The 19,954-nt window shown below is 72.9% G+C and carries 19 protein-coding genes; 10 read left to right on the forward strand and 9 right to left on the reverse strand.

What is annotated here, in order from left to right:
- The first annotated feature begins 54 nt into the window (after nt 1-54).
- Nucleotides 55-1,539, forward strand: a complete 1,485-nt coding sequence (locus ACYVKX_RS08565) for a hypothetical protein (protein WP_460830733.1) — start codon at nt 55-57, stop codon at nt 1,537-1,539.
- 31 nt (nt 1,540-1,570) lie between these two features.
- On the opposite strand, the gene groL is transcribed toward ACYVKX_RS08565, so the two are convergent.
- Nucleotides 1,571-3,190 (reverse strand): chaperonin GroEL, encoded by a 1,620-nt coding sequence (groL, locus tag ACYVKX_RS08570; protein ID WP_460830735.1) that lies wholly within the window; start codon nt 3,188-3,190, stop codon nt 1,571-1,573.
- Nucleotides 3,191-3,286: 96 nt separating this feature from the next.
- Entirely contained in the window at nt 3,287-3,580 is a 294-nt protein-coding gene (groES, locus tag ACYVKX_RS08575; RefSeq protein ID WP_459968225.1) for a co-chaperone GroES, read from the reverse strand.
- Between the two features lie 194 nt (nt 3,581-3,774).
- Between groES and ACYVKX_RS08580 the strand changes: the two genes are divergently transcribed.
- Complete coding sequence (locus ACYVKX_RS08580; protein ID WP_460830738.1) at nt 3,775-4,941, forward strand: class I SAM-dependent methyltransferase; 1,167 nt, start codon at nt 3,775-3,777, stop codon at nt 4,939-4,941.
- Between the two features lie 92 nt (nt 4,942-5,033).
- Here ACYVKX_RS08580 and ACYVKX_RS08585 read toward each other — a convergent pair whose 3' ends face one another.
- The 3 genes from ACYVKX_RS08585 to ACYVKX_RS08595 form a co-directional block, all read right to left on the reverse strand.
- Nucleotides 5,034-5,669, reverse strand: a complete 636-nt coding sequence (locus ACYVKX_RS08585; protein WP_460830740.1) for a hypothetical protein — start codon at nt 5,667-5,669, stop codon at nt 5,034-5,036.
- Between the two features lie 110 nt (nt 5,670-5,779).
- On the reverse strand, nt 5,780-6,391 hold the full coding sequence (locus ACYVKX_RS08590; RefSeq protein WP_460830742.1) for an MBL fold metallo-hydrolase: 612 nt from the start codon (nt 6,389-6,391) through the stop codon (nt 5,780-5,782).
- Nucleotides 6,388-7,497 (reverse strand): S-(hydroxymethyl)mycothiol dehydrogenase, encoded by a 1,110-nt coding sequence (locus ACYVKX_RS08595; protein ID WP_460830744.1) that lies wholly within the window; start codon nt 7,495-7,497, stop codon nt 6,388-6,390. Before ACYVKX_RS08595 ends, ACYVKX_RS08590 begins: the two co-directional genes overlap by 4 nt.
- A 94-nt stretch (nt 7,498-7,591) precedes the next feature.
- Between ACYVKX_RS08595 and ACYVKX_RS08600 the strand changes: the two genes are divergently transcribed.
- From ACYVKX_RS08600 to ACYVKX_RS08610, 3 genes are all read left to right on the forward strand, one after another.
- Entirely contained in the window at nt 7,592-8,083 is a 492-nt protein-coding gene (locus ACYVKX_RS08600; protein ID WP_460830746.1) for a SigE family RNA polymerase sigma factor, read from the forward strand.
- Nucleotides 8,080-9,201, forward strand: coding sequence for a hypothetical protein (locus tag ACYVKX_RS08605; RefSeq protein ID WP_460830748.1), 1,122 nt, complete (start codon nt 8,080-8,082; stop codon nt 9,199-9,201). Before ACYVKX_RS08600 ends, ACYVKX_RS08605 begins: the two co-directional genes overlap by 4 nt.
- A gap of 87 nt (nt 9,202-9,288) precedes the next feature.
- On the forward strand, nt 9,289-11,454 hold the full coding sequence (locus ACYVKX_RS08610; RefSeq protein WP_460830752.1) for an MMPL family transporter: 2,166 nt from the start codon (nt 9,289-9,291) through the stop codon (nt 11,452-11,454).
- Here ACYVKX_RS08610 and tsaD read toward each other — a convergent pair.
- From tsaD to tsaB, 3 genes are read right to left on the reverse strand one after another with little or no spacing between them, the layout of a single operon-like run.
- Nucleotides 11,428-12,483 carry a tRNA (adenosine(37)-N6)-threonylcarbamoyltransferase complex transferase subunit TsaD gene (gene tsaD, locus ACYVKX_RS08615; protein WP_460830754.1) on the reverse strand — a complete coding sequence of 352 codons (1,056 nt, stop codon included), beginning with the start codon at nt 12,481-12,483 and terminating at the stop codon, nt 11,428-11,430. The two genes, ACYVKX_RS08610 and tsaD, sit on opposite strands and share 27 nt — an antisense overlap.
- A gap of 5 nt (nt 12,484-12,488) precedes the next feature.
- A complete protein-coding gene (rimI, locus tag ACYVKX_RS08620; RefSeq protein ID WP_460830757.1) occupies nt 12,489-12,956 on the reverse strand; it encodes a ribosomal protein S18-alanine N-acetyltransferase in 468 nt (155 codons plus the stop codon).
- Nucleotides 12,953-13,591: a tRNA (adenosine(37)-N6)-threonylcarbamoyltransferase complex dimerization subunit type 1 TsaB gene (gene tsaB / locus ACYVKX_RS08625; RefSeq protein ID WP_460830759.1), complete on the reverse strand. Its 639-nt coding sequence runs from the start codon at nt 13,589-13,591 to the stop codon at nt 12,953-12,955. The genes rimI and tsaB overlap by 4 nt, the downstream gene beginning before the upstream one ends.
- 385 nt (nt 13,592-13,976) lie before the next feature.
- On the opposite strand from tsaB, the gene ACYVKX_RS08630 reads away from it, so the two are divergent.
- The 3 genes from ACYVKX_RS08630 to ACYVKX_RS08640 are packed head-to-tail and all read left to right on the forward strand — an operon-like array spanning nt 13,977 to nt 18,607.
- Complete coding sequence (locus ACYVKX_RS08630; protein WP_460830761.1) at nt 13,977-17,066, forward strand: SNF2-related protein; 3,090 nt, start codon at nt 13,977-13,979, stop codon at nt 17,064-17,066.
- Nucleotides 17,059-17,913, forward strand: a complete 855-nt coding sequence (locus ACYVKX_RS08635) for an SWIM zinc finger family protein (protein ID WP_460830764.1) — start codon at nt 17,059-17,061, stop codon at nt 17,911-17,913. The genes ACYVKX_RS08630 and ACYVKX_RS08635 overlap by 8 nt, the downstream gene beginning before the upstream one ends.
- A gap of 22 nt (nt 17,914-17,935) precedes the next feature.
- Complete coding sequence (locus tag ACYVKX_RS08640) at nt 17,936-18,607, forward strand: DUF2293 domain-containing protein (protein ID WP_460830767.1); 672 nt, start codon at nt 17,936-17,938, stop codon at nt 18,605-18,607.
- A 4-nt stretch (nt 18,608-18,611) separates the two neighbouring features.
- On the opposite strand, the gene ACYVKX_RS08645 is transcribed toward ACYVKX_RS08640, so the two are convergent.
- Nucleotides 18,612-19,151, reverse strand: a complete 540-nt coding sequence (locus ACYVKX_RS08645; protein ID WP_460830769.1) for a mycothiol transferase — start codon at nt 19,149-19,151, stop codon at nt 18,612-18,614.
- 121 nt (nt 19,152-19,272) lie between these two features.
- On the opposite strand from ACYVKX_RS08645, the gene ACYVKX_RS08650 reads away from it, so the two are divergent.
- Together ACYVKX_RS08650 and ACYVKX_RS08655 are read left to right on the forward strand one after the other, a co-directional pair.
- Nucleotides 19,273-19,614 carry a DUF4160 domain-containing protein gene (locus ACYVKX_RS08650; RefSeq protein ID WP_460830771.1) on the forward strand — a complete coding sequence of 114 codons (342 nt, stop codon included), beginning with the start codon at nt 19,273-19,275 and terminating at the stop codon, nt 19,612-19,614.
- Nucleotides 19,615-19,658: 44 nt separating this feature from the next.
- A complete protein-coding gene (locus tag ACYVKX_RS08655) occupies nt 19,659-19,901 on the forward strand; it encodes a DUF2442 domain-containing protein (protein ID WP_460830773.1) in 243 nt (80 codons plus the stop codon).
- The last annotated feature ends 53 nt before the right edge of the window (nt 19,902-19,954 follow it).

Here is a 19,954-nt window from a genome sequence, read left to right on the forward strand (position 1 = left end):
CGCCTCGTTGCGCAATCGCGTCCGGACTGTTTCCGGCGCTTTACGGTAGGGCCCGTGCTGGACGCCGTACGCCGACACCCCGTCGCGCTCGCCGTCGCGGTCGCCGTGCTGGCGCGGCTCCCCGCGCTGACGCGGCCGGTCCGTGCGGACGAGGCCGGCTTCCTGCTGGTCGCGCGGTCGCTCGACCCGCGCCCGGACAGTCCCTACGGGGCGTACTGGGTGGACCGGCCGCCGCCGCTGATCTGGCTCTTCGGCGGCATCGACGCCCTCGGCGGCGCGACCGCGCTGCGCGTGGTCGGCGCGCTGGTGGCGGGGCTGACGGTGCTGCTCGCCGCACGGGTCGCCGCGCTCGCCGGACCGCCGCGCGCGGTGCCGTGGGCGGCCGCGCTCGCCGCCGCGCTGCTCTCCAACCCGATGATCGACGTCGTCGCGGTCAAGGGCGAGCTGCTCGCGCTGCCCTTCCTGCTCGGCGGCATCGCGCTGACCCTGCTCGCGGTCCGGCGCCGCTCGGCGTGGCTCGCGCTGGCGGCGGGCGCGGCGGCCATGTCGGCGGTGGGGCTCAAGCAGAACCTCGCGACCGGGCTGGTCTTCGCCGCCGTCCTGCTGGCGACCGGCGCGCTCACCGGCCGGGGCGCCGGCACCCTCCGGCTCGCCCTCGCGGGCGTCGCGGGCGCGGCCGTCCCGGTGCTGGTCACGATCGGGTGGGCGCGCGCGGAGGGCGTCCGCCTCGGCGAGCTCTGGTACGCCGCCTACGGCTTCCGCACCGACGCGGCCCGCGTGATCGCCGACGGGGCGTCCGACGCACCCGAGCGCCGCGCGCTGATCCTGCTGCTGATCGCGGTCGCGACGATGCTGCTGCCGGTCGTCGCCGGCCCGGTCGCGCACGCCCGCGAGCTGGGGGCCGGCGACCCGCCCCTCGTGGCCGCGACGCTCGCCGTCGTCGTCTTCGACCTGGTGGCGCTGGTGCTCGGCGGCAGCTACTGGCAGGACTACCTGCTGCCGCTGGTCCCCGGCGCCGTGCTCTGCGCCGCGCTGCTCGCCGGCCGTTCGTGCCCGGCCGGGCGCCGGATGCGGATCCTCGTCGCGGCGTCCGGGATCTCGGCCGCGGCGGCGATGGCGTTCTGGCTGGCCTGGAACGCGACCGGGCAGCAGGAGTTCGACGAGGTGCGCACCGGCGAGGCGCTCGCCGAGGCGGCCGAGCCCGGCGACACCCTCGTGGTCTTCGGCGGCCGCGCCGACCTCCAGACGACGAGCGGGATGCCCTCGCCCTACCCGTATCTCTGGAGCCTGCCGATGCGCACCCGCGACCCCGGCTACGCCGAGCTCCGCGCGCTGCTCGCCGGCCCCGACGCCCCCACCTGGCTGGTCGAGTGGGTCGACTTCGACGCCTGGTCGGACGCCGGCGTACCCGAGCTGGAGGAGGTCGTCGGGCGGCGGTACGTCGAGCACGGCACCACCTGCACGGGCCAGCCCATCTACCTGCTCAAGGGAGTCGAGCGGTCACCCCCGAAATGCCGAGTCGGCGCAGTCTCAAACTGAGACTGCGCCGACTCGGCGTTGAACAGGCGGATCAGTGGCCGTGACCGTGGCCGTGACCGGCCGCGGCGGGCTCCTCGTCCTCGGGCTTGTCGACGACCAGGGTCTCGGTCGTGAGCAGCATGCCCGCGATCGAGGTGGCGTTGACCAGCGCGGAGCGGGTCACCTTCACCGGGTCGAGCACGCCCTGGGCGACCAGGTCGCCGTACTCGCCGGTGGCGGCGTTGTAGCCGTTGCCCTCGCCGAGCTCGCGGACCTTGGTGGTGATGACGTAGCCGTTCTCGCCGCCGTTCTCGGCGATCCAGCGCAGCGGCTCGTCGGCCGCCTTGCGGACGATCCGGACTCCGGTCGCCTCGTCGCCGGAGAGGCCGAGGTCGTCGCCGAGGACCGACACCGCGTGCACGAGCGCGGAGCCGCCGCCGGCGACGATGCCCTCCTCGATCGCGGCGCGGGTCGCGGAGACGGCGTCCTCGATGCGGTGCTTCTTCTCCTTCAGCTCCACCTCGGTGGCGGCGCCGACCTTGACCACGCACACGCCGCCGGCCAGCTTCGCGAGGCGCTCCTGGAGCTTCTCGCGGTCCCAGTCGGAGTCGGTGGACTCGATCTCGGCCTTGATCTGGTTGACCCGACCCTCGACCTCGGCGTGGTCGCCGGCGCCGTCGACGATCGTGGTGTTGTCCTTGGTCACCACGACGCGGCGAGCCTGGCCGAGCACCTCGAGGCCGACCTGGTCGAGCTTGAGGCCGATCTCCGGGGCGACGACCTGACCGCCGGTCAGCGTCGCGATGTCCTGCATCATCGCCTTGCGGCGGTCGCCGAACGCCGGGCTCTTGACCGCGACGGCGTTGAACGTGCCGCGGATCTTGTTCACGACCAGGGTCGAGAGCGCCTCGCCCTCGACGTCCTCGGCCAGGATGAACAGCGGCTTGCCGGCGCCGATCACCTTCTCCAGCAGCGGGAGCAGCTCGGCGACAGCCGAGATCTTGCCCTGGTGCAGCAGGATGTAGGGGTCGTCGAGGACGGCCTCCATGCGCTCCGGGTCGGTCACGAAGTACTGGCTGATGTAGCCCTTGTCGAACTGCATGCCCTCGGTGAACTCGAGCTCGGTGCCCATGGTGTTGGACTCCTCGACGGTGATGACGCCGTCCTTGCCCACCTTGTCGAAGGCCTGCGAGAGCAGGTCGCCGATGTGGCCGTCGCGGCTGGAGATCGTGGCGACCGACGCCATGTCCTCCACCGACTCGACCTCGCGGGCGGCCTCCTTGAGGGCGTCGCCGACGGCCTCGGCCGCGGCGTCCATGCCCCGCTTGAGGCTCATCGGGTTCGCGCCGGCGGCGACCGCGCGCAGGCCCTCGTGGACCATCGCCTGGGCCAGGACGGTCGCGGTCGTCGTACCGTCGCCGGCGACGTCGTTGGTCTTGGTGGCGACCTCCTTGGTGAGCTGCGCACCGAGGTTCTCGAACGGGTCGTCCAGCTCGATCTCACGCGCGACGGTCACGCCGTCGTTGGTGATGGTCGGGGCGCCCCACTTCTTGTCCAGGACGACGTAGCGGCCCCTCGGGCCGAGCGTCACCTTGACGGTGTTGGCGAGCGCGTCGACGCCGCGCTCGAGCGCACGGCGGGCGCTCTCGTCGAACTCCAGGATCTTGGGCATGACTCTCCCTTGTCAGGAACTTGTCAGGAAACGAGATCGGGTCGTGTGCCCGAGAGCGCGCCATGGCGCGTCGTCAGGCACACGACCCGGTGGAACTCAGGAAACGACCGCGAGGACGTCGCGCGCGGAGAGGATGAGGTACTCCTCGCCGGCGTACTTGACCTCGGTGCCGCCGTACTTGCTGTAGATGACCTTGTCGCCGACGTTCACGTCCAGCGGGACGCGGTTGCCGTTGTCGTCGATCCGGCCGGGGCCGATGGAGAGGACCTCGCCCTCCTGGGGCTTCTCCTTGGCGGTGTCCGGGATGACCAGGCCCGAGGCCGTGGTCTGCTCGGCGTCGAGCGGCTTGACGACGATGCGGTCCTCGAGGGGCTTGATGTTGACCGACACTCCTGATCAACCTCCACTTTCTGGGACTTCGTGACTGATGGGTGGTGCACGTCTGGCGCTTGCGGTTCTGGTGCGCCGTCGCGGGGGTCGCACCGGGTCGCAAGCGCTGGCACACTCACGGGGAGAGTGCCAGATCAGAAACTAGCACTCTCCTCCATTGAGTGCCAGAGCGGGTCGTACGGGAAGATCCGGGGATGGACCTCGACGCGTTCCGGTGGCTGCTCACCGCCGACGGCCAGGCGCTGTTGGCCGAGGCCGACCGGGAGCTGCGGAGCGCCGACGACTCGCTGGCCGCGCTGACCCGGCTGCGGCGTACGGCGGCGCCCGAGCACGCCGCGGCCGCACTGACCCAGGCCACGCTGCGGGAGCGGGGGCGGGAGAAGTTCGGCGACCTGGCCGAGCGGATGTACTTCACCCCCGAGGGGCTGGAGCAGTCCACCCGGCTGCGCGTCGCCGAGCACCGCGCCGCCCGGCTGGCGGCGGCGTCGACACAGAGCCTCATCGACCTCGGGTGCGGCATCGGCGGCGACCTGCTCGCCGCGGCCCGCGCCGGCATCGTGTGCGCGGGCGTCGACCTGGACCCGGTGCGGGTCGAGGTCGCCCGCGCCAACCTGTCCGCCGCCGGCCTGCCGGGCGCGGTGCAGGTCACGGACGCGACGACGGTCGACACGACGCCGTTCGACGTCGCGTTCGCCGATCCCGCCCGTCGTACGGCGCGCGGCCGGACCTTCGACGTGGCCGGCTGGACTCCCCCATGGCCGTTCGTCGAGGGCCTGCTCGGCCGCGACGCGTGCGTGAAGGTCGCGCCGGGGATCCCGCACGGGCTGGTCCCGGCCGGGGTCGAGGCCGAGTGGGTCAGCGACCACGGCGAGGTGAAGGAGGCCGCGCTGTGGTCGGGCCGGCTGGCCACGACCGCGCGGCGGGCGACGGTGATCGGCGAGGGCGGCCTGGCGACGCTGACCGCGGAGGACGACCCGGGCGCGCCGGTGCGCCCGATCGGCGGGTTCCTCTACGAGCCGGACGGCGCGGTGATCCGCGCCGGGCTGGTGACCGCGGTGGCGGCCGGGGTGGACGGCGGGCTGGTCGACGAGCACATCGCCTACGTGACCTCGGACGGGTCGTTCCGCACGCCGTTCGCCCGGGGCTACCGGGTGCTCGAGGAGCTGCCGTACCGGGAGAGGGCGCTGAAGGCCGCCCTGCGCGAGCGCGGCGTCGGGCGGCTGACCATCAAGAAGCGAGGCGTGGACGTGGTGCCGGACCAGCTGCGCAAGCGCCTGGACCTGCGCGGGGACGGGGAGGCGACGATCGTCCTCACGCGGGCCCGAGGCCACGGGGTTGCGCTGCTGGTCCGGCCGTTCTAGCGGCTGCGGGTTTCCCCGGATAACCGGTGAAACCCGCACGACACGCCGGCAGGTACCGACGTGTCGTGCGGGTGTTGGCTGTCAGGTCACCGTCAGACGGGCTGGGGAACCGCCCGGGGCGACTCGCTGCCGTTCTCCTGGCGGGCCTTCCTCGCGTGCCAGAGGCCGAGGCCGAAGAGCACCAGCAGGACGGCCGCGCCGACGAAGGCGGCGATGGCGGCGATGCCGGCGATGGTGCCGATCGTGGCGAACGCGTAGCCGTAGAGGAGCAGGCCGCGCAGCGTGTTGCCCATGAAGAGCGACTGCCGCAGATCCATCCACGCCTGGGCCTCGTCCTTCTGCGCCTGGGTGGCGTTCGGGTTCTCGGCGAGGGCGGCCGAGAGCTCGCGGCCCTTCGCGCTGGCCTCCTCGTAGGTGACCGGCTCGCCGGCCAGCGCCTCACCCTGCGAGTTCATGTGGGCCTGGATGTAGTTGTCGGCGTAGGCCTTGGCCTCGGCGCCGGTGTCCAGGACGCTGCCGCCGTAGGGCTTGAGGGCATCGGCGTCGGCCTTGGGGAGACTGCTGAGCGCGTCGCCCTCCGGCATCACGATGTCCTGCTGGGTGAACTGGGCCTCGACCTGGTCACCGATGAACACGTTCGCCCAGGTGAGCAGGCCACCAGCCATGAGGAGAACGGCGGCCAGGGCCAGACCCGTCCACGAGATCAACTTGTCGAATGCCGAGCGCATCGTGCGCCTCCCTTGATTGGCGGGGATTCCCTTTCGCTCCTCGCTTCGACCACAACGTTAGAAATCGCGGAGGGCGAGGTGCAGGGCCGCAAGGAGGGAGCCCTCGGGACCTAGGTCCCGAGGCCCTGTCTCTCGGCTCCGATCGTCGTGTCGTCGCCGTGTCCGGTGTGGACGACCGTGTCGCCGGGAAGGGCGAAGAGCCGGGCCCGGATGGACTCCTTGATCAGGTCGGCGTCGGAGTAGGAGCGGCCCGTGGCACCCGGCCCGCCCCGGAACAGCGTGTCGCCGGTGAACACGCAGCCGAGGTCGGGCGCGTAGAGGCACACCGCACCGGGTGCGTGCCCGGGCGTGTGCAGCACCTCCAACGCCGTACCCCCCACTTCGATGCGTACGCCGTCGGCGAGATCGAGGTCCCAGAGGTGGTCGCTGTGAGTGAGCTCCCAGAGCGGCTTGTCGGCCGGGTGCAGCATGATCGGGGCGCGCACCCGCTCCCGCAACTGCGGCGCGACCCGGACATGGTCGTCGTGGGCGTGGGTGCACACGATCGCCTTGACCGTGCGGTCCCCCACGACCGCGAGGATGCCCTCGACGTCGTGGGGCGCGTCGATCACCACGCACTCGGCGTCGTCGCCGACCACCCACACGTTGTTGTCGACCTCGAAGGTCTGCCCGTCCAGGCTGAAGGTGCCGCTGGTGATCCCGTGGTCGACCCGAGCCGTCACAGGATCACCACGCTGCGGAGTACGTCGCCATGATGCATCCGCTCGAACGCCGCCTCGACGCCCCCGATCCCGATCTCCTCGGTCACGAACCCATCCAGGTCCAGCCGCCCCTGCCGGTACAGGTCCACCAGCAGCGGGAAGTCCCGAGACGGCAGACAGTCGCCATACCAGCTGGACTTCAACGACCCGCCCCGACCGAACACGTCGATCAACGGCAGATCCGGCACCTTCATGTCGGGAGTGGGTACGCCGACCAGCACCACCGTGCCCGCAAGGTCGCGTGCATAGAACGCCTGCCGCCAGGTCTCCGGCCGGCCGACCGCATCGACGACCACGTCCGCGCCGAACCCGCCGGTCAGCTCCTGGATCGCCGCGACGACCCCCATGTCACCGTCGGTCTGGGAGGAGTCCACGGTGTGCGTGGCGCCCATCCGCCGCGCGGCCACGAGCTTCTTCGCGTCGATGTCCACCGCGATGATCGGAGACGCACCCGCCAGCGCCGACCCGGCGATCGCCGCGACACCCACGCCACCGCAGCCGATCACGGCCACCGACTTCCCCCGCGTGACCGCGCCGGTGTTGATCGCCGCACCGATGCCCGCCATCACGCCGCAGCCCAGCAGGCCCACCGCGGCCGGCCGCGCGGACGGGTCGACCCGCGTGCACTGCCCCACCGCGACCAGCGTCTTCTCCGCGAACGCCCCGATCCCCAACGCCGGCGAGAGCTCGGTGCCGGCATCGGGACCCTCAGCGAGCGTCATCTTCTGGGTGGCGTTGTGGGTCGCGAAGCAGTACCACGGCTCACCCCGGTCGCACGCCCGGCAGTCGCCGCACACCGCCCGCCAGTTCAACACCACGAAGTCACCCGGCGCCACCGTCGTCACGTCCGGCCCGACCGCCTCGACCACGCCCGCGGCCTCGTGACCGAGCAGGAACGGGAAGTCGTCGTTGATCCCACCCTCCCGATAGTGCAGGTCGGTGTGGCAGACCCCGCACGCCTGCACCCTCACCAGCGCCTCCCCCGGACCCGGGTCCGGCACGTTGATCGTCGTCAGCTCCACCGGCCGACCCTTCCCACGGGCGACCACGCCCTTCACCTGATGCATGGGCCCAGCCAACCGGATCGGGCGAGAATTGCAACCATCTCGTACCAGATCGCGTCTGGGTGGTGTGCTGACGGAGCGGACGGGGGTGACGGCGGTGGATCGGGACACCGACTTCACGGCCTACCTCGAGGCGAGGCAGGCCCGGCTCCTGCGCACGGCGTACCTGCTCACCGGCGACCGGCACCGGGCCGAGGACCTGCTGCAGACCTCGCTGGCGAGGCTGTACCTGGCGTGGGACAAGGTGCGCGACCGGGGCTCGGTGGACGCCTACGTGCGCCGGATCATGGTCAACGAGAACAACTCGCTCTGGCGGCGCGGCTGGCGCCGCCGCGAGCTGCCCACGGACCGGCTGCCCGAGACGGCGCCCTTCCACGACACGTACGACGAGGGCGTCGGCGCCGAGGTGTGGCGGGTCGTGCAGACCCTGCCGCGCCGGGCGCGGGCCGTCGTCGTGCTGCGGTACTACGAGCAGCTGACCGAGGCCGAGACCGCGGAGGTGCTCGGCATCTCCGTCGGCACGGTCAAGTCCCAGTGCAGCCGGGCCCTGGCCACGCTGCGAGAGCGCATCGGGGAGGAGACGCGATGAGTCAGGCCATGATGGAGCGCGAGCTGGCCCGCCGGGCCGAGGGCGTGCACGGCGCGCCGCTCTCCCTCGACGACGTCCGGAGCAGGGCGGTGTCGATCCGGCGCCGCCGCCGCGCGGCCGTGACCGGTGCCGTCGCCGCCGTGGTGGCGCTGGTCGTGATCGTGCCGACGATCCTCGCCGGCGGGAACGGCCCCGGGTCGAAGGCGCCCGAGCCGGCGCCCCCGGCGCCCGGCCGCGCCGCCGTACTCCAGGACGGCACGCTGACCCTGCCCGACGGCGGGACGGTCGCCCTCGACGTCGACAACGCCGACGTGCTGCAGCTCGGCGTGCTGACCGACGGCCGGATCGTGCTGGCCACGCAGAAGCCCTACGCCGTCGGGATCTACGCGCCCGACGGCACGCTCGATCGGCAGTACCCCGTCGCGTCCAACGCGATCACGATGAGCGCGACCGACGACGCGGTCGCGTGGATCGGCGCGGGCGACACGATCCAGATCCTGCTGGCCGGCAGCTCCGAGCCGATCTCGCTCGGCGAGCTGGGGTACTCGGAGGAGGTGGTGCCGGCCATCGACGCCGTGATCGGCGGCGACCGTGTCCTCGTCGGCAACGGGAACGTCACGACGGCCGAGTACACCACGAGCGGTGCTCGCCCACTGGCCGACGACGGGTTCAGGGTGACGGACGTGAGCCCCGACGGCGCGCTCTGGGCGGTGCAGTACGCCGACCGGGCCAACGAGCAGTACGGCTGCGCGGGGCTCTACGACCCGGCGGCCGCGGAGATGGTGGCGCGGAGCTGCGAGACGGCGGGTCTGCGGTTCTCCCCCGACGGGAAGCACCTGCTGGGTGGCTTCTTCGAGAACAACATGGCCGGCGCGGTCTCCGTCTACGACCTCGACCTCGAGCAGGTCGGCACGTTCCGCCCCGCTGGCAGGACCAACGTGGTCGCGGCCGCCTCCTGGGCGGACGCCGAGCACCTCCTCGTCGCCGAGGTGGACTACGAGACCTTCGAGTGGACCCTGGCGCAGGTCGGGCTCGACGGCAACGGCCGGGAGGTCGTCGTACCGACCCGGACCGGCGACGGCCCGGAGAGCGTCGATGAGTTCCTCCTCTCCGAATGATCCGGAGGGTGTAGCCGAAAGTCGGAGGCATCCGGACGGCGATGGTCGCTAGGGTCGGGGATCGTGTTCGCATCCCTCGGTCGTCTCATGTCCCGTCGTCCCTGGTTCGTCATCGCCGCGTGGCTGGTGCTCGCCGTCGCCGTCGTCTCGCTGGCACCGGCGCTGCAGACCACGCAGGAGGAGACGGAGTTCCTGCCCGACAAGTACGAGTCGGTGCAGGCCGCCCAGGTCCAGGAGGAGAAGTTCCCCGGCGCCACCACGCCGGCCGCGCTGATCGTCTTCGAGCGCGCGGACGGCGGGAAGCTCAGCCAGGACGACCGGGCCCAGGTGGACAGCATCGCGAAAGAGCTCGGCCCGCAGCTCGGTGAGGCGACCTTCGTCCAGCAGGTCGTGACCGTCGGCCCCGACGGCCAGCCCAACGTGTCCGAGGACGGGAAGGTCCAGATCGGCATCGTCGGCCTCGCCGAGAACGCCACGGGCTTCGACCCGCAGGCGTTCGAGGACGCCAAGGCGATGCGCGCCGACCTCACCGACCTCACCGACGGCACCGGCCTGACGGCGCAGACCACGGGCTCGGTCCCGCAGGGCCTGGACTCCCAGGAGTCCGGCGACCGGGCGCTCGCCATCGTCGGCATCGCGACCATCGTGCTCATCGTCGGCCTGCTCGCGATCATCTTCCGCAGCGTGATCATCTGCCTGATGCCGGTGGTCGTGGTGACCATCGTGTCGCTGGTCGCCACCGGCCTGATCGGCTGGGCCAACGAGGCGTTCGACCTCAAGGCCGACTCCTCGATCGAGACCATCCTCGTCGTCGTCCTCTACGGCATCGGCACCGACTACATCCTGTTCTTCCTGTTCCGCTACCGCGAGCGGCTGCGCCAGGGCGAGGACACCCGCGCCTCGGTCGTCCACGCGCTCGAGCGCGCCGGCGAGGCGATCGCCTCTGCCGGTGGCGCGGTGATCGTCGCGTTCCTGGCCCTGCTGCTGAGCTCGCTGGGCATCTTCAAGGCGATCGGCCCCGCGCTGGCGATCGCGGTCGCCGTCACACTGCTGGCCGCGCTCACGCTGGTGCCGGCCGTGGTGACCGTGCTCGGCCGGGCGCTGTTCTGGCCGTCGAGGAAGTGGCGCGAGGAGCCCAAGGGCGCCCGCTTCGCGCGGATCGGCGACTCCCTGGGCCGGCGTCCGGGCGCCTTCGCCGCCGTCTCCGGCGGCGTACTCGCCGTGCTCGCGGTCTTCGCGTTCAGCTTCAACCCGTCCTTCGACTTCAACTCCAGCCTGCCCGACGACGTCGAGTCGACCGAGGCGCTGCAGACCTTCCAGGACCACTTCGCCGCCGGCGCCAGCGAGCCGGTGCCGGTGATCCTCCGGTCCGACGACGGCCCGATCGAGCAGGGCGACCTCGACGCCTTCGGCACCGCGCTGGAGAAGGCCGACGGCGTGGCCCAGGTCTACCCCGGGCAGCCGTCCGAGGACGGCACGGCCGCGCAGTTCAGCGTCGTGCTCGACAGCGACCCGGCCTCCGACCAGGCGCTCGAGGACGTCAAGGGGCCGATCCGCGACGCCGCGCACGCCGCCGCGCCGGACGGCACCGAGGCGCTCGTCGGCGGTACGCCGGGCGTCTTCGCCGACCTCCAGTCCGCGATGGTCCGCGACTACAAGGTGGTGTTCCCGGTCGCCGCGCTGGTGATCATGCTGATCCTCGCGCTGCTGCTGCGCAGCCTGGTCGCGCCGCTCTACCTGATGGCGGCGGTCGGCCTCAGCTTCGCGGCGACCCTCGGCGCGACCGTGATCGTCTTCCAGGGCATCGGCGGCGACTCGGGCCTGATCTTCATGCTGCCGATCTACATCTATCTCTTCGTGACGGCGCTGGGCACCGACTACAACATCTTGATGATCGCGCGACTACGGGAGGAGGCGCGCGAGGGCCGGGCGCCTCGGACCGCGGCCGCCGAGGCGGTCAAGCACGCCGGTCCGACCATCGCCGCGGCGGGCGTCATCCTGGCCGGCACCTTCGCCTCGCTGATGCTGAGCGGCAACAGCCTGATGATGTCGATGGGCTTCGCGCTGTCGTTCGGCATCGCCATCGCGGCGTTCGTGATGGCGATGTTCCTGACACCGGGCATCACCGCGCTGCTCGGCCACCTCGCCTGGTGGCCGGGCCACGAGGACGAGAAGGCACCCAAGGAGCTGTCCGAGGTGCCGTCAGACCAGCCGTCAGACCCGCCGTCAGACCAGGACGTCGGTCACCGGTAGCGAGGAGTCGGCGGGGAGGTCGAGCGCGGACGGCGTCCGCCCGCGCGCGACCAGCTCCGCGCCCAGCGCGGCGACCATCGCGCCGTTGTCGGTGCACAGGCCGGGGCGCGGGACCCGCACGCGGATCCCCCTCGACGCGGCCCGCTCCTCGGCCATCGCGCGCAGCCGGGAGTTCGCCGCGACCCCGCCGCCGATGAGGATGTCCTCGATCCCCTCGGTCAGGGCAGCGTCGATCGCCTTGCGGGTCAGCACGTCGCAGACCGCCTCCTGGAACGACGCCGCGACGTCGCTGACCGGCACCGGCTCCCCCGACCGCTCGCGCGCCTCGACCCAGCGCGCGACGGCGGTCTTGAGACCGGAGAACGAGAAGTCGAACCGGTGCCGCTCCAGATCCCTGCGGGACGTGAGGCCGCGCGGGAAGTCGACGTACACGCGGTCGCCCTCGCGCGCGGCCCGGTCGATGTGCGGGCCGCCGGGGAACGGCAGGCCGAGCAGCCGCGCGACCTTGTCGAACGCCTCCCCCGCGGCGTCGTCGATGGTCGCGCCGAGCGGCTCGACGCCGGCCGTCACGTCGGTGACGCGCAGCAGCGAGGAGTGGCCGCCGCTGACCAGCATCGCCAGGCACGGCTCCGGCAGCGGGCCGTGCTCGAGCTGGTCGACCGCGACGTGGGCGGCGAGGTGGTTGACGCCGTAGACCGGCTTGCCGAGCCCGAGCGCCAGCGCCTTGGCGGCGGCGACGCCGACCATCAGCGCGCCGGCGAGGCCGGGCCCGCTGGTGACGGCGATCGCGTCGACGTCGCGCAGCCGGACGCCGGCGGTCTCGCAGGCCCGCTCGATGGTCGGGACCATCGCCTCGAGGTGCGCCCGGCTGGCGACCTCGGGCACGACACCGCCGAAGCGCGCGTGCTCCTCGACGCTGCTCGCGACCGCGTCGGCCAGCAGCGTGGTGCCGCGGACGATCCCGACACCGGTCTCGTCGCAGGACGTCTCGATGCCGAGGACCACGGGCTCACTCTGGCGCTCGCTCATGGCGCTCATCCTCTCCCGCCGCCGCAACCGGGGCCCAGGCCGCGGCGGAGCACGACCGCGGTGGCGCCGTCGCGGTAGTAGCGGCGGCGCCGGTCGACCTCGACGAACCCGCGGGCGGCGTAGAACGCCAGCGCGCCGGCGTTGTCCTCGCGGACCTCGAGCAGCAGCCGGTCCGCGCTCGCCGCTCGGGACGCTTCGACGACCGCGTCGAGGAGCGCGGTCGCGAGGCCGGTACGCCGGTGCGGCGGGTCGACCGCGATCCGCTGGAGCTCGGCGATGTCGCCGACGATGCTGGCGACCGCGTGCCCGACCACGGTGCCGCCGGACTCGGCCACGAGGTAGTGAATGGTCGGCAGCGTGCCGCGGATCCCCTCCTCGACCAGGCCCGCCGACCAGGCGTCGGCGCCGAGGCACTCCTGCTCCAGCGCCGCGACCGCGCCGACGTCGTCGGCCGCCGCCGGCCGGATGGTCACGAGACGCGCTTCGGCGCGTGCGGCGCCTCGGCGTCCGGGCGGCGCAGGTAGAGCGGCTCCGGGTCGCGCAGCTCCGCGCGCTCCTCGGCGACCGCGCGGGCCAGCCACCCGGCGCTCGGGACGGACGGGCCGACCCGGTGCGGGAAGGCGTCGGGGTAGAGCTCGCCGCCCGGCCCGACCACCGGCGCGGCGGTGGCCAGGTCGGCCGGCCGGCCGACGACCGGGCCGTCGAGGCGCTCCCCGCCGGCGTCGTACCGCGCGAGGTAGACCTCCTTGCGGCGCGCGTCCGTCGCCACTGCGAACTCGCCGGACACGGCGCCGGTCGCGACCGCCTCGACCGCGAGGACGTCGAGCGAGCAGACGCCGTACACCGGGATCTCGAGCGCGAAGCCGAGCGTCCGCGCGGTCACCAGCCCGACCCGCAGGCCGGTGAACGGCCCGGGGCCGACGCCGACCGCGATCGCGGTGAGGTCCTGGCGCACGATGCCCGCCTCGGCCATCGCCCGCTCGATGAGCGGGGCGAGCTGCTCGGCGTGCTTCATCGCCCGCTCGGCGGTCAACTCGACGACCACGTCGTCACCGTCGTGGAGGGCAACGGTGACAAGCGGTGTTGCCGTGTCGAGGGCGAGGAGCACGCGCCGAGGCTAACCCGTTACGCAACGCTGGCCGATCTGTGGATCTTTCGTGACCCGGCCGTGGAAGTCGGCCCCCTACTGTTCTGGTTGTCGGCAGGGGGAACACTCCGACACCGGAAGTACACCGGAAGCCCGCAGGGACCTCAGGGGGGTCGGGCCGCCGGTTTGAAACTCGGAGAGGACCGCCACCACGCGGAGCATGGGGATCCGCGGGCGCGCTGGGGGGAGCGTCAACGGCAGGTCCATACGAAGGCCCGTTCCGCGCGCTCGGTTTCCCGAGAAGGCGGAGCGGGCCTTCTCCCATTTCCGGCCCGTCTCCGACCGCGGGCGCGGCCCCCGATAGCGTGGCCCGCAGTCGTCGCGTCCTGCGAATGAGGGGTCGAGAGTGCTGGTCCTGCACGCGTTCTGGTCACCGGGCGAGGGGCTGCGCCTCTGGGCGGAGGACTCCGGCCGCACGGTCAAGAGCCCGAGCCAGGCGCTGCGCGCGGACCGGCCGCACCCGTTCGCCGCGACCGCGGACGCGCTGGGCGAGATCCACGCCGGCAAGCCGGGCGAGGCCGTGCTCCGGCTGCCGTCGCTGCGGACCGCACCGATCGACTCGCCCGAGCTGGTCCGGGTCACTCCGCGCCCGGCGCCCCGCACCGAGCCGGCGCTGCTGTCCTGGCGGGTCCCGGTCGTCTGCCTGGACCCGGCCGCGGCGCTGTCCTGGCTGACCCAGGCCGGCCCCGACGGCGGCTCGACGGTCCGGTACGGCGCCTCGGTCGCTCATCTCGCGGACCTCGCGGCCTTCGCCCGCGAGCTCGCCGAGCGCGGCCGCGTGCTCCCCACGCTGGCCGACCCCGACCCCGACCCCGACCCCGACCCCGACCCCGACCCCGACCCCGACCCCGACCCCGACCCCGATGCCGGGCCGGTCGCGCGCTGGCGGCCGGTCCTGCACGGCCCCGACGTGGTCGCCCTGGGCGCGCTGGTCCAGGCGATGCCGCCGGTGTGCCGCGCCGTGCCGGGTGTCGAGGACGCGCACCACCTGGCCAACGACGCGCTGCACGCGCTGACCGACGCCGCGGTCCGGGAGCGGCTGCGCTCGGCGCCCGACCCGCTGCCGCCCCGCCGCGGACGCCGGCCCCGGCGACTGCCCGCCGGCGAGGCGTGGCTGGCGGCGCTGCGGTCGCCCGACGGGCGGTTCGACGCCGACGAGGCCGAGCTGGCCGAGCTGGAGCGGGCGCTGCGGCCGTGGGCCGAGGTCGGCGTCGGGACGGTCGGCCCGGCGCGGGCCGTGTTCCGGCTCGGCGACACCGAGCCGGGCACCGAGGCCGACGGGTGGCGGCTGGAGTTCCTGCTGCAGTCGACCCAGGATCCGAGCCTGCTGGTGCCCGCGGCCCAGGTGTGGCGCGACGACGGCGGCCTGGGCCGGTGGCTGGCCCGCCCGCAGGAGCTGCTGCTGGGCGAGCTGGGCCGGGCCTGCCGGATCTACCCCGAGCTCGAGCCGGGGCTGCGGCAGGCGACCCCCGACTCGCTCGAGCTGGACGTCGACGGGGCGCATCACTTCCTCGCGAGCGCCGCGCCCGCCCTGGACGAGGCGGGCTTCGGCGTACTCCTGCCGTCGTGGTGGGACCGTCGAGCGCGGCTGGGGCTCAAGCTGTCGGCGTCCACCCCGGTCGACGGGGTCGTGGAGAAGGGCACCGCCTTCGGGCGCGACCAGCTGATGGACTTCCGCTGGCAGCTCGCCGTCGGCGACGACACCCTGACCGACGAGGAGATCGCGGCGCTGGCCGAGGCGAAGGCCCCGCTGATCCGGCTGCGCGGCCGCTGGGTCGCCGTCGACCCCGAACAGCTGCAGCGCGGGCTGGAGTTCCTCCGGCGCACCCCCACCGGTCAGCAGACCGCGGGCGAGCTGCTCGCGATCGCGGTCAGCCACCCCGACGACGTGGACACCCCGCTGCCGGTGACCGACGTGCGCGCCGACGGCTGGCTCGGCGCACTCCTCGACGGCACCGCGGCCCAGTCGCTGGCGCCGGTGGCGCTGCCCGAGGAGTTCGCCGCGACGCTGCGCCCCTACCAGGAGCGCGGGCTGGCCTGGCTGGAGTTCCTGTCCTCGCTCGGGCTCGGCGCCTGCCTGGCCGACGACATGGGGCTGGGCAAGACCGTGCAGCTGCTCGCGCTGGAGTCCGCGCACCGGGCCGAGCAACCAGACGCCGTACCGACGCTGCTGCTGTGCCCGATGTCGCTGGTCGGCAACTGGCAGCGGGAGGCCGCGAAGTTCGCGCCGACGCTGCGCGTCTACGCCCACCACGGCCGGGAGCGGCTGCGCGGCGAGGGGCTGCGCGAGCGGCTGGCCGGGACCGACCTGATGGTCACGACCTACGCCACGGCCGCCCGGGACGTCGACGAGCTGGTCGACCTGGAGTGGCACCGGATCGTGCTGGACGAGGCGCAGGCGATCAAGAACAGCCTGTCGCAGACCGCGAAGGCCGTCCGCCGGCTGTCCGCCGCGCACCGCGTCGCGCTCACCGGTACGCCGGTGGAGAACCGGCTCGCCGAGCTCTGGTCGATCATGGACTTCCTCAACCCCGGGATGCTGGGCTCCCCCGAGCTGTTCCGAACCCGCTACGCGATCCCGATCGAGCGGCACGGCGCGACCGAGCCGGCCGAGCGGCTGCGAGCCGTCACCCGGCCCTACGTGCTGCGCCGGCTCAAGACCGACCCGGCGATCATCGACGACCTGCCCGAGAAGATCGAGCTCAAGCAGTACTGCCGGCTCACCGTGGAGCAGGCCTCGCTCTACCAGTCCGTGGTCGACGAGATGATGGAGCGGATCGAGCAGTCCGACGGCATCGAGCGGCGCGGCAACGTGCTGGCCGCGATGACCAAGCTCAAGCAGGTGTGCAACCACCCGGCCCAGATCCTGCACGACCGCTCCGAGGTCGGCCGCCGGTCCGGCAAGGTGATCCGGCTGGAGGAGATCCTCGAGGAGATCCTGGCCGAGGGCGACCGGGTGCTCTGCTTCACCCAGTTCACCGAGTTCGCGGAGCTGATGCTGCCGCACCTGTCCGCCCGGTTCGACACCGACGTGGCCTACCTGCACGGCGGTACGCCGAAGAAGCGGCGCGACGAGATGGTGACCCGCTTCCAGTCCGGCGACGGGCCGCCGATCTTCCTGCTCTCCCTCAAGGCCGGCGGCACCGGCCTCAACCTGACCGCGGCCAACCATGTGATCCACCTCGACCGGTGGTGGAACCCGGCCGTCGAGAACCAGGCCACCGACCGGGCCTTCCGGATCGGGCAGCGCCGCAACGTCGAGGTCCACAAGTTCATCTGCACCGGGACCCTCGAGGAGAGGATCGACGACATGATCGAGGAGAAGAGGGCGCTGGCCGACCTCGTCATCCGCGACGGGGAGGGCTGGCTGACCGAGCTGTCCACCGCGGACCTGCGGCAGGTGTTCGCGCTCGGCGAGGGGGCCGTCGGTGAGTAGCTCCGGGTTCTTTCCGATAGCCAAGCCCCGGGCCGTCGACGGCGGGCTCAAGGCCCGCAGCAAGCGGGGCGCGATCGCCCAGTCCTGGTGGTCGGAGCGGTTCGTCGCGGTGCTCGAGGAGATCGGCGTCGGCGGCCGGCTGCAGCGCGGCCGCAGCTACGCCCGCAAGGGCCAGGTGATCTCGCTGGAGATCGACGCCGGCTCGGTCACCGCCCTCGTCCAGGGCAGCCGCGCCCGGCCCTACCGGGTCCGGATCGGCATCACCGCCTACGGCAAGTCCGAGTGGGCGGCCGTCGAGGGCGAGCTGGCCGGCAACGCCTGGTACCTCGCCCGGCTCCTGGCGGGCGAGATGCCCGAGGACATCGAGGACGTCTTCGCCGAGCTCGGGCTGTCGCTGTTCCCGGCCACCGCGCGCGAGCTGTCGATGGACTGCTCGTGCCCGGACTGGGCGGTGCCCTGCAAGCACCTGGCCTCGGTCTTCTACCTGCTCGCGGAGTCCTTCGACGACGACCCGTTCGCGATCCTCGCCTGGCGCGGCCGCGACCGGGACGACCTGCTGGCCAACCTCCAGGCCGCGCGCACCGACGGACCGCCGGCCGCCGACGTCGCCGAGGCGGCCGGCCCGCCCCTCGCCGAGTGCCTGGACCGCTACTTCTCCCTCCAGGCCGACCTCCCCCGCCGGGGGCCGGCCCGGACCGCCAGCGACGCCCTGCTCGCCCAGCTGCCCGCGGTGGACCTCACCGTCCGGGGCACCGGGCTGCTCGACGTACTCCGGCCGCTCTATGGGTCTCTCGGGGCGTCCCTCGGGGCCTCCCTCGCGCCGTCCGTGGAGGACTCCGCGGTCTGAGCCGTCTGGGAGGATCGGGCCCATGGCCACCGAGCCGACGCCGGATCTCGTGGTGATCTGGCCCCGCCGACCGTTCACCTGCGCCGAGTGCGGCGAGACCGAGGGCGGACTGCTGGTCATGGCGGACGCCGGGCCGCTGTGCCTGGCCTGCACCGACCTCGGCCACCTGGTCTTCCTGCCGTCCGGCGACGCCGCGCTCACCCGCCGGGCGAGGAAGGGGAGCCGGCTGAGCGCGGTGGTCGTCCGGTTCAGCACCACCCGGAAGCGCTACGAGCGGCAGGGCATCCTGGTCGAGGAGCCCGCACTGGAGGCCGCCGAGCGGCAGTGCCTGGCCGACGAGGACGCCCGGGCCCGCCGCCGGGAGCGCGACCGCGAACGGCGGGCCGAGCAGGACGTCGACCTGGTCGCACGGCTCGCGGAGGAGATCCGGCTGGCCTTCCCCGGCTGCCCGGCCGAGCGGGCGGAGGCCGTCGCGCGGCACGCCACCGTGCGCGGCAGCGGGCGGATCGGCCGCTCGGCGGCGGGCCGGTCGCTGGACCCCGAGGCGGTCACGCTGGCCGTCGTCGCCTCGGTCCGGCACCACGACACGGCGTACGACGAGCTGCTCATGTCCGGGGTCGAGCGCGGCGAGGCCCGCCGGCAGGTCCGCCCCAACGTCGAGGCGGTCCTCGCCGCCTGGCGTGCCGTCGACTGATCGCTCAGGAGTCGCCCAGCTCCACGGCGATATCGAGATGACCCGCGTGCCGGGCGTACTCGGCGAGCACGTGGAAGCAGATCCACTCCAGCGTCGGCGGGTCCGCCGCGAACCGGCCACCCGGTGACGCGGTCGCGTCCAGCGGGAAGTCCCGCAGCACCGCCCGGGTGCGCTCCCCCACCGCCCACAGCCCGGCGACCAGTTCCTCGGTGCTGACCTCCTCGGCGACGTACCAGCGCCCGCCGAGCTCGACGTCCCACGGCTCGTCGACGGTCCAGTCGCCCCACGGCTCCTCGACGTGCTCGCCGAGGAATCCCCACACGAACCACCGCTGCTCCATGTGCAGCACATGGCTGAGCAGCTCGATCGGCGTCCAGCCCGACGCCAGCCGCGTCGTCCGCCGCTCCTCCTCGCTCAGCCGGAGCACCGCGTCGGCGATGTCTCGGCGCACCCAGTCGAGGTACGCCGCCCAGCGGCTCGCCCCGGCCGGCCCGTGCTTGCCCGGCTCGCCGTCGGCCCGGGCCACACGATCGTCCTCGCTCACGGGTCCATCCTCGCCTACGGTCGGCCCGTGCTGCCACGGCCCTCGCCACAGTGCGCGGCGCAGTCGGAGGTCCGATCTACGCTCGGCTCCCGAGGATGCCTTGGGGAGTCGGAGGATGCAGATGGCACCCATCTGGTACGACGGTGGTGGCTTCAAGCTGTACTTCTACAGCCGAGAGGAGCATCGGCTGCCTCAGTACGTGTTGAGAAAGGGGTCGGCCGTCGCGACCCCTTTCTCAACACGTACTCACGTCGCAGTGATGATGGGGCGCCGACGTCTCGCCACCGTGGCCGTCGAGTCCGGGGAGATCCTCGCCGGGTCCCTGACCGCACAGCAGCACCGGCGGATACGCAGGCTGCTCGCGGAGCACCGGGCCGAAGCGCTCGCCGCATTCGAGTCGGCGTTGAGACAGGAGCCCGTCGCTAGACTGGACCGCAAGCCTGAGGACGGGGAAGAGCGATGACGGCGAACCGGACGAACCCGACAGTCGATCCTGACCTGGTGTCGGTGACGGCCGTGCGTGTGCTCGGCCGCTATCTCCTCGAGCTGACCTTCGACACCGACGAGGTCAAGGTCATCGACATGGAGCCACTCATGTGGGGGCCTCTCTTCTCGCCGATGCTCGGCGACTACGCGGTCTTCCTCCAGGTCGCGGTCGACCCCGAGGCCGGGACGATCTCCTGGCCGAACGGTGCCGACTGGGCTCCGGACGAGCTCTACCTGAGGTCCAAGGCAGCCGTTCCCGCGTGATCGCCCGACCCGCTCGACGCGATGCGGCGCATGGCGTCGTCCCGGCAGGCTGA

It is taken from the genome of Nocardioides hungaricus, assembly GCF_054782915.1.